Below are 13,458 nucleotides of genomic sequence, written 5' to 3'. Positions count from 1 at the left end.
ATGACTACCGACACCACCACCAAGGACACCGCCCCGGGCGCCACCGCCCCCGGCCAGACCGTCCTCGACGCCCGCGGCGTCACCATGCGCTTCGGCGGCCTCACCGCCGTACGCAACGTCGACCTGACCGTCAACAGCGGCGAGATCGTCGGACTCATCGGCCCCAACGGCGCCGGCAAGACCACCTTCTTCAACTGCCTCACCGGCCTCTACATCCCCACCGAAGGCGAAGTCCGCTACAAGGGCCAGGTCCTGCCGCCCAAATCCTTCAAGGTCACCGCCGCCGGCATCGCCCGCACCTTCCAGAACATCCGCCTGTTCGCCAACATGACGGTCCTGGAGAACGTCCTCGTCGGCCGCCACACCCGCACCAAGGAAGGCCTCTGGTCCGCACTCCTGCGCGGACCCGGCTTCCACAAGGCCGAAGCCGCCTCCCGCGCACGCGCCATGGAACTCCTCGAGTTCGTCGGCCTCGACGCCAAAGCCGAACACCTGGCCCGCAACCTCCCCTACGGCGAACAACGCAAACTCGAGATCGCCCGCGCCCTCGCCAGCGAACCCGGCCTGCTCCTCCTCGACGAGCCCACCGCCGGCATGAACCCGCAGGAAACACGCGCCACCGAAGAACTCGTCTTCGCCATCCGCGACATGGGCATCGCCGTCCTCGTCATCGAGCACGACATGCGCTTCATCTTCAACCTCTGCGACCGCGTCGCCGTCCTCGTCCAAGGCGAAAAACTCGTCGAAGGCGACAGCGCCACCGTCCAGGGCGACGAACGCGTCGTCGCCGCCTACCTCGGCGAACCCTACGAAGACGCACCCGGCAACGAGGAGGTCACGGAGGTCGAGGCCGCCGAGGCACACGCCGAGCCCACCCCGGACGCCGCGCCCGGCAAGGAGAACGACCGATGACCGCACTGCTCGAAGTAGAGGACCTCCGGGTCGCCTACGGCAAGATCGAAGCCGTCAAGGGCATCTCCTTCAAGGTCGACGCCGGCGAGGTCGTCACCCTCATCGGCACCAACGGCGCCGGCAAGACCACCACCCTGCGCACCCTCTCAGGACTCCTCAAGCCCGTCGGCGGACAGATCAAGTTCGACGGCAAGTCACTGAAGAAGGTCCCCGCCCACAACATCGTGTCGCTGGGACTCGCCCACTCCCCCGAAGGCCGGCACATCTTCCCGCGCATGACCATCGAGGACAACCTGTACCTCGGCGCCTTCCTGCGCAGCGACAAACCCGGCATCGAGAAGGACGTCCAACGCGCCTACGACCTCTTCCCCATCCTCGGAGAGCGCCGCAAACAGGCCGCCGGCACCCTCTCCGGCGGTGAACAGCAGATGCTCGCCATGGGCCGCGCCCTCATGTCCCAGCCCAAACTGCTCATGCTCGACGAACCCTCCATGGGCCTCTCGCCGATCATGATGCAGAAGATCATGGCGACCATCGCCGAACTCAAGGCCCAGGGCACGACGATCCTCCTCGTCGAACAGAACGCCCAGGCCGCCCTCTCCCTCGCCGACCACGGCCACGTCATGGAGATCGGCAAGATCGTCCTCTCCGGCACCGGACAGGACCTCCTCCACGACGAGTCCGTCCGCAAGGCCTACCTCGGCGAGGACTGAACCAGAACCCACGCTCGACAACGACGAGGCCCGCACCCCCTCCTCCGGGAATGCGGGCCTCGCCGCCACATCAGCCGCCGAACCGCTCAGCCCTTGGACGCCTTCTTCTCCTCCGCGTCCTGAATGACCGCCTCCGCCACCTGCTGCATCGACATCCGCCGATCCATCGACGTCTTCTGGATCCACCGGAACGCCGCCGGCTCCGACAACCCGTACTCCGTCTGCAGGACCGACTTCGCCCGGTCCACCAGCTTGCGCGTCTCCAGCCGCTGGGTGAGGTCCGCGACCTCCTTCTCCAGCTCCTTCAGCTCCGTGAACCGCGAGACCGCCATCTCGATCGCCGGAACGACGTCACTCTTGCTGAACGGCTTCACGAGGTACGCCATCGCACCGGCGTCCCGCGCACGCTCCACGAGATCACGCTGCGAGAACGCCGTCAGCATCAGCACCGGCGCGATCCGCTCCTCCGCGATCTTCTCCGCGGCCGAGATACCGTCCAGCTTCGGCATCTTCACATCGAGAATCACCAGGTCCGGACGGTGCTCACGGGCGAGCTCGATCGCCTGCTCGCCGTCGCCGGCCTCACCGACGACGCTGTAGCCCTCCTCCTCCAGCATCTCTTTGAGGTCGAGCCGGATCAGGGCCTCGTCCTCGGCGATGACGACACGGGTCGTCAGCGGAGGCACGTGCGACTTGTCGTCGTCGGGCGCGTCTACGGGCTGGGGCGACTCGGGGGCGGTCACTTGGGCTCCTCGTTCAGGGCAGGGGTACTGCTGACAAGAGCCTACCTAGCTGCGGTAAGGTAGTGGGCACGGAGTCGGGGTTGACCTTCGATTCCCTGGGCCCCGGTAGTCCAATTGGCAGCAGACGATGGTCTCAAACACCATACAGTGTGGGTTCGAGTCCCACCCGGGGCACCTTCCTTGAATTCCAAGGTTGACAATCCGAAGCGGATGTCCACGTTCTCGTGAACATCCGCTTTCTCGTGGGCGCACCTGAAATTCGTCACACACAGTATCCACATGTATTTTCACAGCGCTGAAGTTCGGCAAAGAGCAGTCACGCTGTTACGGAACGGGGCGCGGAACGCCGACGTGGCGCGCCAATTCAACGTTCCACTCGGCACGGTCAGCTACTGGAAGCACATAGACCGTGCGAAGAGCGGCGAGTGTCCCGGGCGGACTCACCCCCCGTGTCCCCGCTGCGAAGGCCAGCTGGACACATCGGCCTACGCCTACCTGCTCGGCCTCTACCTCGGCGACGGCCACATCATCCAGAACCGCGCCATGCGAGCGCCCAGCCTCTCCGTCAGCTGCGCGGATGCGCACCCCGGGCTCATCGACGAGTGCGAGAAGGCCATGCGATCAGTCCTCCCCGGAAACTCGGTCAGCAGGGTCCGCCGAAAGGGCTGCCGGGAGGTGAAGGTGTACTCCAAGCACCTCTGGTGCCTCTTCCCCCAGCACGGCCCCGGCAAGAAGCACGAGCGCCGCATCGTGCTCGAACCCTGGCAGCAGGTCATCGTCGACGCTCACCCCTGGGGATTCGTCCGGGGCCTCATTCACTCCGACGGCTGTCGTATCACCAACTGGACGACCCGCGTGGTCGCCGGCGAGCGCAAGCGCTACGAATACCCCCGGTACTTCTTCGCCAACGTCTCCGACGACATCCGCCGCCTCTTCACCGACACCCTCGACAGACTCGGCGTCGAGTGGACGCACTGCACGCGCAACGGCAACCCGTTCAACATCTCCGTCGCCAAGAAGGCCTCGGTCGCTCTCCTCGACGCCCATGTAGGCCCCAAGTACTGACCTACTTGTCGTCCTCCCCGATGTGGTGCACCCGTACGAGGTTCGTCGAGCCGGAGACGCCGGGGGGTGAGCCGGCGGTGATCACGACCACGTCGCCCTTCCGGCAGCGTCCGTGGCGCAGCAGCAGTTCGTCGACCTGGTCGACCATGGCGTCCGTGGAGTCGACGTGGGGGCCGAGGAACGTCTCGACGCCCCAGGTGGCGCTCAGTTGGGAGCGGGTGGCCGGTTCGGGGGTGAAGGCGAGGAGGGGGATGGGTGAGCGGTAGCGGGAGAGGCGGCGGGCGGTGTCGCCCGACTGGGTGAAGGCGACGAGGAAGGTGGCGTCGAGGAAGTCGCCGATCTCGGCTGCGGCGCGGGCGACGGCGCCGCCTTGGGTGCGGGGTTTGTTGTTGTCGGTGAGGGGTGGGAGGCCTTTGGCGAGGATGTCCTCTTCTGCGGCTGCGACGATTTTCGCCATGGTGCGGACGGTTTGGACGGTGTATTTGCCGACGCTGGTCTCGCCGGAGAGCATGACGGCGTCGGTGCCGTCGATGACGGCGTTGGCGACGTCGGAGGCTTCCGCGCGGGTGGGGCGGGAGTTGCCGATCATGGAGTCGAGCATCTGGGTGGCGACGATGACGGGTTTGGCGTTGCGCCTGGCGAGTTTGATGGCCTTTTTCTGGACGATGGGGACCTGTTCGAGTGGCATTTCGACGCCGAGGTCGCCGCGGGCGATCATGAGGCCGTCGAAGGCGGCCACGATGTCGTCGAGGTTTTCGACGGCTTGGGGTTTTTCGATTTTGGCGATGACGGGGAGGTGGCGGCCTTCTTCGTCCATGATGCGGTGGACGTCGAGGATGTCGTTGCCGGTGCGGACGAAGGAGAGGGCGATGACGTCGAGGCCGGTGCGCAGGGCCCAGCGCAGGTCGTCTTCGTCTTTTTTGGAGAGGGCGGGGACGGAGACGGCGACTCCGGGGAGGTTGAGGCCTTTGTGGTCGGAGATGATGCCGCCTTCGAGGACTCGGGTGTGGACGCGGGGGCCGTCGACGTGGGTGACTTCGAGGGTGACTTTGCCGTCGTCGACGAGGATGCGTTCGCCTGGGGTGACGTCGGTGGCGAGGCCGGGGTGGGTGGTTCCGCAGTGGTGGCGGTTGCCGGGGACGCCTTCTTCGACGGTGATGGTGAAGGTGTCGCCGTGTTCGAGGAGTACGGGTCCTTCGGTGAAGTGGCCGAGGCGGATCTTCGGGCCTTGGAGGTCGGCGAGGATGCCGACGCTGCGGCCGGTTTCGTCGGCGGCTTTGCGGACGTGTCGGTAGCGCTCCTCGTGTTCGGCGTGGGTGCCGTGGCTGAGGTTGAGGCGGGCTACGTCCATTCCGGCTTCGACCAGGGCTTTGATCTGGTCGTAGGTGTGGGTGGCGGGTCCCAGGGTGCAGACGATTTTCGCTCGGCGCATGGTTCGAGCCTATGACTTACCGCCGGGTAGGGAATTGGTTGGGGGTGTCTGCTCAACGTCCTGTGGGTGAAGGATTGTTGACAGGAGTTGAATTGTGCGGGCAGGTGCTCCGATGAGCACGTCGGCGGGTTCTGGTTTTCCTCGATCGGGTGAATTCGTGGCTGCGGGGGGGCGCGTATGAGGCGTTCGTGGGGTGGGGGGCCGGTGGTGGGGGTCGGCGTCGGGGTGGTGGGTGCGGGGGTGTCCGCCGTGGCTGTGGGCGTGGGTGGCTTGTGTCCTGCTCTGGTCGGTCTTCGGTGGTCATGGGGTGGGGGTGTGTGGGTGAGGTCATCAGATCGAAACCTGGGGGGCCTGTTCTGTTCGTCATGGCCGGGTCAGAATCTACGCGCGTTATCTACGCGCGTCGTTGACCGTCGTCCTCCGAGGGGTGCTGGACATGCCGTTGAACCGCCGGAAGTTTCTGAAGAAGTCCGCCGTGACCGGGGCGGGGGTGGCGGTCGCGGGCGCGGCGGCGGCTCCGGCGGCGCAGGCGGCTCCGGCGGGGAGGCCCGCGAAGCCGGCGAAGCGGTACGCGTTCACCGTGCTGGGGACGACGGACCTGCACGGCAACGTCTTCAACTGGGACTACTTCACGGACGGCGAGTTCGACGACAAGGCGCACAACGACGTCGGTCTGGCGAAGATCTCGACCCTGGTGAACCAGGTCCGTGCGGAGAAGGGGCGGCGGAACACGCTGCTGATCGACGCCGGCGACACGATTCAGGGCACGCAGTTGTCGTACTACTACGCGAAGGTGGATCCGATCACCGCCAAGGGTGGTCCGGTGCATCCGATGGCGCAGGCGATGAACGCGATCGGGTACGACGCGGCCGCGCTGGGCAATCACGAGTTCAACTACGGCATTCCGGTGCTGCGCAAGTTCCAGGAGCAGTGTCGTTTCCCGCTGCTGGGCGCCAATGCGTTGGACGCCGTGACGTTGCGGCCGGCGTTCCCGCCGTACAGCATGCACTGTCTGCGGACTCCGCACGGGCGGGACGTGAAGGTGGCGGTGCTGGGTCTGACGAATCCGGGGATCGCGATCTGGGACAAGGCGAACGTGCAGGGGAAGATGACGTTCCCGGGTCTGGAGGAGCAGGCGGCTAAGTGGGTGCCGAAGCTGCGGTCGATGGGTGCGGACGTGGTGATCGTGTCGGCGCACAGCGGGTCGTCGGGGACGTCGTCGTACGGTGACCAGTTGCCGTACGTGGAGAACGCGGCGGCTCTGGTGGCGGAGCAGGTGCCGGGGATCGACGCGATCCTGGTGGGTCACGCGCACTCGGAGATCCCGGAGTACTTCGTCACCAACAAGGAGACCGGCGAGCGGGTTGTGCTGTCGGAGCCGCTGAAGTGGGGGCAGCGGCTGACGCTGTTCGACTTCGAGCTGGTGTGGGAGAAGGGTCGTTGGGCGGTCGAGAAGGTGGGGGCGCGGGTCCTGAACTCCAACGCGGTGGAGGAGGATCCGAGGATCGTGAAGCTGCTGGGTGACGAGCACGAGAAGGTCGTGGCGTACGTCAACCAGGTGGTCGGGACGAACGCGGTGGAGATGCGGTCGGCGGAGGCTCCGTACAAGGACGTGCCGATCATCGATCTGATCAACCACATCCAGGCCGACACGGTGAGGGAGGCGCTGGCGGGTACGGAGTACGCGGCGCTGCCGGTGTTGTCGCAGGCGGCGGCGTTCTCGCGGACCGCGGTCATTCCGGCGGGCGAGGTGACGATCCGGGACGTGGCGGGTCTGTACGTCTTCGAGAACACGCTGGAGGCGCGTCTGATGACGGGTGCGCAGATGAAGGCGTACCTGGAGTTCTCGGCGAACTACTACGTGCAGACGGCGCCGGACGCGGTGGTGGATCCGGCGGCGCTGACGAACGCGAACGGTACGCCGGACTACAACTACGACGTGGTCGGTGGTCTGACGTACGAGATCGACATCGCGAAGGCGGCGGGTTCGAGGGTCTCGAACGTGCGGTTCGAGGGGGCGCCGCTCGCGGACGACCGGCAGTTCGTGTTCGCGGTGAACAACTACCGGGCCAACGGCGGCGGTAACTTCCCGCACGTGGCGTCGGCGAAGGTGCTGTGGGCGAACTCGGACGAGATCCGCAACACGATGATCGCCTGGGTGAAGGCGAAGGGGTCGATCGATCCGGCGGAGTTCGCGTCGGTGGACTGGAAGCTGACGCGGAACGGTACGCCGGTGTTCTAGGGGTGTGCGGTGGGGGGCGGTGGGAGCGGTCGGCCTGCCGCCCCTTGTCGTTGCCGGGGGTGTTCGGCGAGGGGGGTGAGGGGGTGTGGCTGCGGGTGGAGGCCGAAGGTGGTGAAGGCGGTTCGGGTGGGCAGGGGGTAGGTCTCCTTGCCGGTGAGGGTGTTGAGGATGTGGGCGCTGCGCCAGGCGGCGAGGCCGAGGTCGGGGGCGCCGACGCCGTGGGTGTGGCGTTCGGCGTTCTGGACGTAGACGGTGCTGCCGGTGGTGGTGATGGCGGGGTCGAGGTCGAGGCGGAAGTGTTCGTCGATGCGGGGGCGTCGGCTGTTGTCGCGGTGGAGGTGGGGGTCGAGGTGGGTGAGGAGGGTGTCGAGGGGGCGTTCTCGGTGGCCGGTGGCGAGGACGACGGCGTCGGTGGTGAGGCGGCTGCGGGTGTTCTGCTGGAGGTGTTCGAGGTGGAGGTCGATGGTGGTGCCGGTGTGGTGGGCGGTGCGGACGTGGACGCCGGGGGTGAGGACGGCGTCGGGCCAGCCGCCGTGGAGGGTGCGGTGGTAGAGCTCGTCGTGGATGGCGGCGAGGGTGGTGGCGTCGATGCCTTTGTGGAGTTGCCACTGGGTGGGGAGGAGGCGGTCGCGGACGGGTTCGGTCAGGGCGTGGAAGTAGCGGGTGTAGTCGGGGGTGAAGTGTTCGAGGCCGAGTTTGGAGTACTCCATGGGGGCGAAGGCGGGGGTGCGGCCGATCCAGTGGAGTCGTTCGCGGCCGGTGGGGCGGTGGCGGAGGAGGTCGAGGAAGACCTCGGCGCCGGACTGTCCGGAGCCGACGACGGTGATGTGGCCGGCGGTGAGGAGGGTGGTGCGGTGGTGGAGGTAGTCGGAGGCGTGGACGACGGGGATGCCGGGTGTGTCGACGAGGGGGCGGAGGGGGTCGGGGACGTGGGGTTCGGTGCCGATGCCGAGGACGATGTTCTTGGTGGGGGTGCGGTGGAGGGCTTCGGCTTGTCCGTCGGCGTCGAGCAGGGTGTGGTCGACTTCGAAGACCTCGCGCCGGGGGTTCCAGCGGATGGTGTCGACCTGGTGGCGGAAGTGGAGGCCGGGGAGGTGGTCGGCGACCCAGCGGCAGTAGGCGTCGTATTCGGCGCGCTGGATGTGGAGGCGCTCGGCGAAGTAGAAGGGGTAGAGGCGGTCGCGGCTCTTGAGGTAGTTGAGGAAGGTCCAGGGGCTGGTGGGGTCGGCGAGGGTGACGAGGTCGGCGAGGTAGGGGACTTGGATGCGGGCGCCGTCGATGAGGAGGCCGGGGTGCCAGTGGAAGGCGGGGTGTTGTTCGTAGAAGACGGCGTCGAGTTCGGTGAGGGGCTGGGCGAGGGCGGCGAGGGAGAGGTTGGCGGGGCCGAGGCCGATGCCGACGAGGTCGCGGGGGGTGTCGTGGTCGGGGGGCGGGGGCGTGGTCATGCGGGGGTGTGTCCTTCCACCAGTTTCAGCAGGGTGGTCAGGTCGTCGGGGCGGGTGTGGGGGTTGAGGAGGGTGGCTTTGAGCCAGAGGCGGCCGTCGAGGTGGGCGCGGCCGAGGACGGTGTGGCCGGCGCTGAGGAGGCGGCGGCGGGTGGCGGCCACCGCGTCGTCGGGGGCGCCGGTGGGGCGGAAGAGGACGGTGCTGAGGGTGGGGTGGTCGTAGAGGTCGAGGGCGGGGTGTCGCCGGACGAGGTCGGCGAGGGTGCGGGCGTGGGCGCAGACCTGGTCGACGAGGGCGCCGAGGCCGGTGCGGCCGAGGGTCTTGAGGGTGACGGCGATCTTGAGGATGTCGGGGCGGCGGGTGGTGCGCAGGGAGCGGCCGAGGAGGTCGGGGAGGCCGGCCGCGGTGTCGTCCGTCGCGTTGAGGTAGTCGGTGGGGTGGTGGAGGGCGGTGAGGTCGGTCGGGTCGCGGACGGCGAGGAGGCCGGCGGCGGCGGGCTGCCAGCCGAGTTTGTGGAGGTCGAGGGTGACGGTGTGGGCGGCGTCGAGGCCGGTGAGGCGGTGGCGGTGGCGGTCGCTGAAGAGGAGGGCGCCCGCGTAGGCGGCGTCGATGTGGAGGCGGGCGCCGTGGGCGGCGCACAGGGTGGCGATGTCGGGGAGGGGGTCGATGAGGCCGGCGTCGGTGGTGCCGGCGGTGGCCGCGACGAGGTGGGGGCCGGGGAGTCGGGTGAGGGCGGCGTCGAGCGCGGCCGGGTCGAGGGTGCCGGCGGGGGCGGGGACGGCGACGGGGTCGGGGAGGCCGAGGAGCCAGGCGGCGCGGGGCAGGGAGTGGTGGGCGTTGGTGCCGTGCAGGAGGCGGAGTGCGGGTCCGTGCCGTTCGCGGGCGAGGAGCAGGGCGAGGTGGTTGGATTCGGTGCCGCCGGTGGTGACGAGGGCGTCGGCCATGCCGGCTTCGGCTGCGAGGGCGCGGGTGACGAGGGTTTCCAGGGTGGAGGCGGCGGGGGCCTGGTCCCAGGAGTCGAGGGAGGGGTTGAGGGTGCTGGCGGCGAGGTCGGCGGCGGTGGCGACGGCGAGGGGTGGGCAGTGCAGGTGGGCGGCGCACAGGGGGTGGGCGGGGTCGGCGGCGCCTTCGGCGAGGGCGTGGACGAGTGCGGCGAGGGCGTGCGGGTCGCCGTGGTCGGGGAGGACGTCGCCGACGGCGTCGCGCAGGCGGTCGGCGACGGTGGTGGGGCCGCCCGCGGGGAGGGGGCCGTTGCGGGCTCGGGTGCCGGTGCGGAGGGCGTCGAGGACGGTGTCGAGCAGCGGTCCCAGTGCGTGGGGGCCTTCGGGTCCTGAGGCCAGGGGTGGCGTGCTCATGGGGCTCCTCCGGGGCGGCGCGGGGAGTCCCAGTTTGTCGGGGGTTGCGGTGAGGTGCCCGTGAAGTGGGGGGATGTGGACCCGAAAGTGGGTTGTGGGGTGGTGTGTTGGGGGGTGCGGGGGGTGTTGGGGGTGGTGCGTGGGGGGTGGCGCGGGGGGCGCGGGGGGTGGGGGGCCGCGATGTGGGGGGCGCTGGGTGTGGGGCGCGGTTCGCGGGGAGCGCGAGGTATGAGGGGCGTGGGGGCGCGGCGCGGGGGGCGCGGCGCGGGGGGGGGCGCGGCGCGGGGGGCGCGGCGCGGGGGGCGCGGCGCGGGGGGCGCGGCGCGGGGGGGGGGGGGGCGCCGCCGCCCCCCGGGCGTTTAAGGGGTGGGCCCGCGGCGCGCGCGCCTCCGGGCGGGGGGGGGGGCCACCCGCGTGCGGCGCAGCGCCGGGATCGGGTCGCCCTCGTGCAGGCAGGTCTCGCCCAGGGCGAGGTTCTCGGAGTCGACCGCGTACACGGGGAAGGCCCAGCGGCCGGCGGCTTCGGCGATGGCCGGGCCCCGGCGGGCGGCGAGGGCGACCACGTCCTGGTAGAAGCGCGGCACGTAGTCCCGTACCAGACCGGCCTGTTCGGGCTGCCAGAAGCCCTGGGCGGTGGCGGTGAACAGGTAGTTGGAGAGTTCGTCGGCCTCGAACATCGCCGTCCAGGCGGTGCGCTTGGCGTCCGGGTCGGGCAGGGCGGCCCGGCAGCGCGCGGCGCCCTCCTGGCCCGTGGCGGAGGGGTCGCGCTCCAGTTCGTCGGCGATGGCCCGCTCGTCGGTGGCGCCCAGGACGGCGAGGCGGGCCAGGACGCGCCAGCGCAGGTCGGGGTCGAGTTCGGGTCCGCCGGGCACGGTGCCGTCGGCGAGCCAGGCGGCGATCGTGTCGGGGTGGGCGGCCACGTCGATGAAGTGGCGTACGGCGATCAGGCGCAGACCGGGGTGGTCGCCGTCCTCCGTGCGGCGGATGAGGTCGCGGCAGAGGGACGACAGGGTGGCCAGGGCCGCGGGACGCCGGTCGGGGCTCAGGTAGCGGTCGGCGACCTGGGCGGTGGCGAAGGCGAGGACGCCCTGCACGACGGCGAGGTCGGTCTCGTGCGGGAGGTGGGCCCGGGCCGTCTCCAGGTAGGCGGTGGGCGGGAGTTCGCCGTCGCGGACCGCGTCGCGCAGGGCGTTCCAGACGACGGCCCGGGTCAGCGGGTCGGGCAGGCCGGACAGGCCGGTGCGGACGGTGCCGGACGACGTCGCGTCGAAGCGGACCTTGGCGTAGGTGAGGTCGCCGTCGTTGAGGAGGAGCAGTGCGGGGCGCTTGCCGATGGGGCGCGGCTCCGTCTGCGGCAGGTCGAGGTCGAGGCGTTCGCGCAGGATGAGGCGGCCCTCGTCGGGGAGGTCCTGGTCGTAGAGGCCCACGGCGATGCGGTGCGGGCGGCTGCCGGCGCGGTCGACGGTGAGGGCGCAGGTGCCGGCGTCCGCGGTGATCGTGGGGGTGAGGGTGTCGACGCCGGTGGTGCGCAGCCAGGCGTCGGCCCAGGCGTGGACGTCGCGTTCGGTGGCGTCGGCGAGGGAGTCGATGAAGTCGGCGAGGGTGGCGTTGGCGAACTTGTGGCGGGCGAAGTGGGTGTTGATGCCGGCCAGGAAGTCCTTCTCGCCGAGCCAGGTGACGAGCTGGCGCAGTGCGGAGGCGCCCTTGGCGTAGGAGATGCCGTCGAAGTTCAGGAGCGCGGAGGCGGTGTCCTCGACGTTCTCCGGGGCGACGGGGTGGGTGGAGGGCCGCTGGTCGGCGTCGTAGCCCCAGGCCTTGCGGGCGACGCCGAAGTCCACCCAGGTGTCGGTGAAGCGGGTGGCCTCGGTGAGGGTCTGGTAGCCCATGTACTCGGCGAAGGACTCGTTCAGCCAGATGTCGTCCCACCACTTGAGGGTGACCAGGTCGCCGAACCACATGTGGGCCATCTCGTGGGCGATGACCATGGCGCGGGTCTGGCGTTCGGTGTCGGTGACGGCGGAGCGGTAGACGAACTCGTCGCGGAAGGTGACCAGGCCCGGGTTCTCCATGGCGCCGGCGTTGAACTCGGGGACGAACGCCTGGTCGTAGGAGTCGAAGGGGTAGGGCTCCTCGAACTTCTCGTGGTAGCGGTCGTAGCACTGGCGGGTGATCTCGAGGATCTCGTCGGCGTCCGCGTCCAGGTAGGGGGCGAGGGAGCGGCGGCAGTGGATGCCGAAGGGGAGGTCGCGGTGCTCGGTGCGGACGGAGTGCCAGGGGCCTGCGGCGACGGCGACGAGGTAGGTGGAGATCAGGGGGGTGGGTGCGGCCTGCCAGCGGCCCTCGCCGAGGTGTTCGGTGACGCTGTTGGAGAGGACGCTCCAGCCGTCGGGGGCCTTGACCGTGAGGTCGAAGACGGCCTTCAGGTCGGGCTGGTCGAAGGCGGCGAAGACGCGCTGGACGTCTTCCATGAACAGCTGGGTGTAGACGTAGGTCTCGCCGTCGGCGGGGTCGGTGAAGCGGTGCATGCCCTCGCCGGTGCGGGAGTAGCGCATGCTCGCCTCGATGCGCAGTTCGTGTTCGCCGGCGGTCAGGCCGTTCAGGGGCAGCCGGTTGTCGTCCAGGGTCTCCGGGTCGAGGGGCTTGCCGTCGAGGGTGACGGAGCGCAGTTCGGCCGGCCTGAGCTCGACGAAGGTGTCCGCGCCCGTGCGCGCGGCGAACCGGATGACGGTCAGGGACTCGAAGGTCTCGTCACCGGTGGTCAGGTCGAGCTCGATGGTGTAGCGGTGGACGTCGAGGAGCTGGGCACGGGTCTGCGCTTCGTCGCGCGTCAGTACGGACATGCAGGCCATGCTGCCTGATGCTGGGGGCGGGGCACAGGGGCGGATCGGTACGTGGTTTTTGTCCTTTCGGTGGGGGTGCGGGTGGGGGTGGGGGCGGGCGGGGTCGGGGTGCGGGCGGGGTGGTGGTGCGGGGTGGTGGTGCGGGTGGGGCGGGGTGCGTTTTTTCAGGACGGTGTGCCGTGGACGGCGTCCTCGGCGATGCGCTCGTGGTGGCGGATCACCTCGGCGATGATGAAGTTGAGGAACTTCTCCGCGAAGGCCGGGTCCAGCTTGGCGCTCTCCGCGAGGGCGCGCAGGCGGGCGATCTGACGGGCCTCGCGGGCCGGGTCGGCTGCGGGGAGCTGGTGGCGGGCCTTGAGGTGGCCGACCTGCTGGGTGGCCTTGAAGCGTTCGGCGAGCATGTGGACTACGGCCGCGTCGATGTTGTCGATGCTGTCGCGCAGGCGGGCGAGTTCCTCGAGGACGGCGGGGTCGACGGCGTCGGGTTCGTTGTGGCTGGTGGTCATGGGGGTTCACCCTAGTGGCTCGGGGGGTGGGGGTTGTTCGTCGGCGGTCGCGGTGGGCGTGGTGGAGGTGGGGGCGGTGGGGGTTCCGGGGTTTTTGGCGGTGGGCGGCTTCCGGTGGGTGCCTGCGGGTGGGGGGTGGGTCGGGGTCGTGGGGGGGGGGGGGGGGCCCCCCGCGCGGGGGGGGCGCCGGCCACACGCCCCCCCC

The 13,458-nt window shown here is 69.8% G+C and carries 10 protein-coding genes and 1 tRNA gene; 5 read left to right on the top strand and 6 right to left on the bottom strand.

From position 1 onward, the window contains the following. Both ACH4F6_RS25535 and ACH4F6_RS25530 read left to right on the top strand, forming a co-directional pair. A complete protein-coding gene (locus ACH4F6_RS25535; protein ID WP_397962657.1) occupies positions 1-912 on the top strand; it encodes an ABC transporter ATP-binding protein in 912 nt (303 codons plus the stop codon). Further along, the gene (locus ACH4F6_RS25530; RefSeq protein WP_397962656.1) at positions 909-1,625 is read left to right on the top strand and encodes an ABC transporter ATP-binding protein; all 717 of its coding nucleotides are present in this window, start codon (positions 909-911) and stop codon (positions 1,623-1,625) included. The genes ACH4F6_RS25535 and ACH4F6_RS25530 overlap by 4 nt, the downstream gene beginning before the upstream one ends. A gap of 86 nt (positions 1,626-1,711) precedes the next feature. Here ACH4F6_RS25530 and ACH4F6_RS25525 read toward each other — a convergent pair whose 3' ends face one another. Continuing rightward, positions 1,712-2,368 carry an ANTAR domain-containing response regulator gene (locus ACH4F6_RS25525; protein ID WP_397962655.1) on the bottom strand — a complete coding sequence of 219 codons (657 nt, stop codon included), beginning with the start codon at positions 2,366-2,368 and terminating at the stop codon, positions 1,712-1,714. A 99-nt stretch (positions 2,369-2,467) separates the two neighbouring features. Here ACH4F6_RS25525 and ACH4F6_RS25520 point away from each other — a divergent pair. Beyond that, positions 2,468-2,542, top strand: a tRNA-Leu gene (locus ACH4F6_RS25520). A 105-nt stretch (positions 2,543-2,647) separates the two neighbouring features. Continuing rightward, complete coding sequence (locus tag ACH4F6_RS25515; protein WP_397962654.1) at positions 2,648-3,433, top strand: helix-turn-helix domain-containing protein; 786 nt, start codon at positions 2,648-2,650, stop codon at positions 3,431-3,433. Between the two features lies 1 nt (position 3,434). Here ACH4F6_RS25515 and pyk read toward each other — a convergent pair whose 3' ends face one another. Further along, positions 3,435-4,865 carry a pyruvate kinase gene (gene pyk, locus ACH4F6_RS25510; RefSeq protein ID WP_397962653.1) on the bottom strand — a complete coding sequence of 477 codons (1,431 nt, stop codon included), beginning with the start codon at positions 4,863-4,865 and terminating at the stop codon, positions 3,435-3,437. 436 nt (positions 4,866-5,301) lie between these two features. Here pyk and ACH4F6_RS25505 point away from each other — a divergent pair, with 436 nt between their 5' ends. Further along, complete coding sequence (locus tag ACH4F6_RS25505) at positions 5,302-7,107, top strand: bifunctional metallophosphatase/5'-nucleotidase (protein WP_397962652.1); 1,806 nt, start codon at positions 5,302-5,304, stop codon at positions 7,105-7,107. Here the strand turns inward: ACH4F6_RS25505 and ACH4F6_RS25500 are convergent. From ACH4F6_RS25500 to ACH4F6_RS25485, 4 genes are all read right to left on the bottom strand, one after another. Beyond that, complete coding sequence (locus ACH4F6_RS25500) at positions 7,104-8,552, bottom strand: lysine N(6)-hydroxylase/L-ornithine N(5)-oxygenase family protein (protein ID WP_397962651.1); 1,449 nt, start codon at positions 8,550-8,552, stop codon at positions 7,104-7,106. The two genes, ACH4F6_RS25505 and ACH4F6_RS25500, sit on opposite strands and share 4 nt — an antisense overlap. Continuing rightward, the gene (locus ACH4F6_RS25495; protein ID WP_397962650.1) at positions 8,549-9,907 is read right to left on the bottom strand and encodes a pyridoxal phosphate-dependent decarboxylase family protein; all 1,359 of its coding nucleotides are present in this window, start codon (positions 9,905-9,907) and stop codon (positions 8,549-8,551) included. The genes ACH4F6_RS25500 and ACH4F6_RS25495 overlap by 4 nt, the downstream gene beginning before the upstream one ends. A gap of 359 nt (positions 9,908-10,266) precedes the next feature. Beyond that, complete coding sequence (gene pepN / locus ACH4F6_RS25490) at positions 10,267-12,747, bottom strand: aminopeptidase N (RefSeq protein WP_397962649.1); 2,481 nt, start codon at positions 12,745-12,747, stop codon at positions 10,267-10,269. 164 nt (positions 12,748-12,911) lie between these two features. After that, positions 12,912-13,253, bottom strand: a complete 342-nt coding sequence (locus tag ACH4F6_RS25485) for a chorismate mutase (RefSeq protein ID WP_397962648.1) — start codon at positions 13,251-13,253, stop codon at positions 12,912-12,914. Between the last annotated feature and the right edge of the window lie 205 nt (positions 13,254-13,458).

The sequence above is a fragment of the Streptomyces sp. NPDC017936 genome (assembly GCF_044328485.1).
Taxonomy (GTDB): Bacteria; Actinomycetota; Actinomycetes; order Streptomycetales; family Streptomycetaceae; genus Streptomyces.
This window is presented reverse-complemented; position numbering and strand designations above follow the sequence as displayed.

Coding starts and splice junctions, on each gene's coding strand:
- ACH4F6_RS25535 (WP_397962657.1), top strand. CDS start 1: ATGACTACCGACACCACCACCAAGGACACCGCCCCGGGCGCCACCGCC.
- ACH4F6_RS25530 (WP_397962656.1), top strand. CDS start 909: ATGACCGCACTGCTCGAAGTAGAGGACCTCCGGGTCGCCTACGGCAAG.
- ACH4F6_RS25515 (WP_397962654.1), top strand. CDS start 2,648: ATGTATTTTCACAGCGCTGAAGTTCGGCAAAGAGCAGTCACGCTGTTA.
- pyk (WP_397962653.1), bottom strand. CDS start 4,865: ATGCGCCGAGCGAAAATCGTCTGCACCCTGGGACCCGCCACCCACACC.
- ACH4F6_RS25505 (WP_397962652.1), top strand. CDS start 5,302: ATGCCGTTGAACCGCCGGAAGTTTCTGAAGAAGTCCGCCGTGACCGGG.
- ACH4F6_RS25500 (WP_397962651.1), bottom strand. CDS start 8,552: ATGACCACGCCCCCGCCCCCCGACCACGACACCCCCCGCGACCTCGTC.
- ACH4F6_RS25495 (WP_397962650.1), bottom strand. CDS start 9,907: ATGAGCACGCCACCCCTGGCCTCAGGACCCGAAGGCCCCCACGCACTG.
- pepN (WP_397962649.1), bottom strand. CDS start 12,747: ATGTCCGTACTGACGCGCGACGAAGCGCAGACCCGTGCCCAGCTCCTC.
- ACH4F6_RS25485 (WP_397962648.1), bottom strand. CDS start 13,253: ATGACCACCAGCCACAACGAACCCGACGCCGTCGACCCCGCCGTCCTC.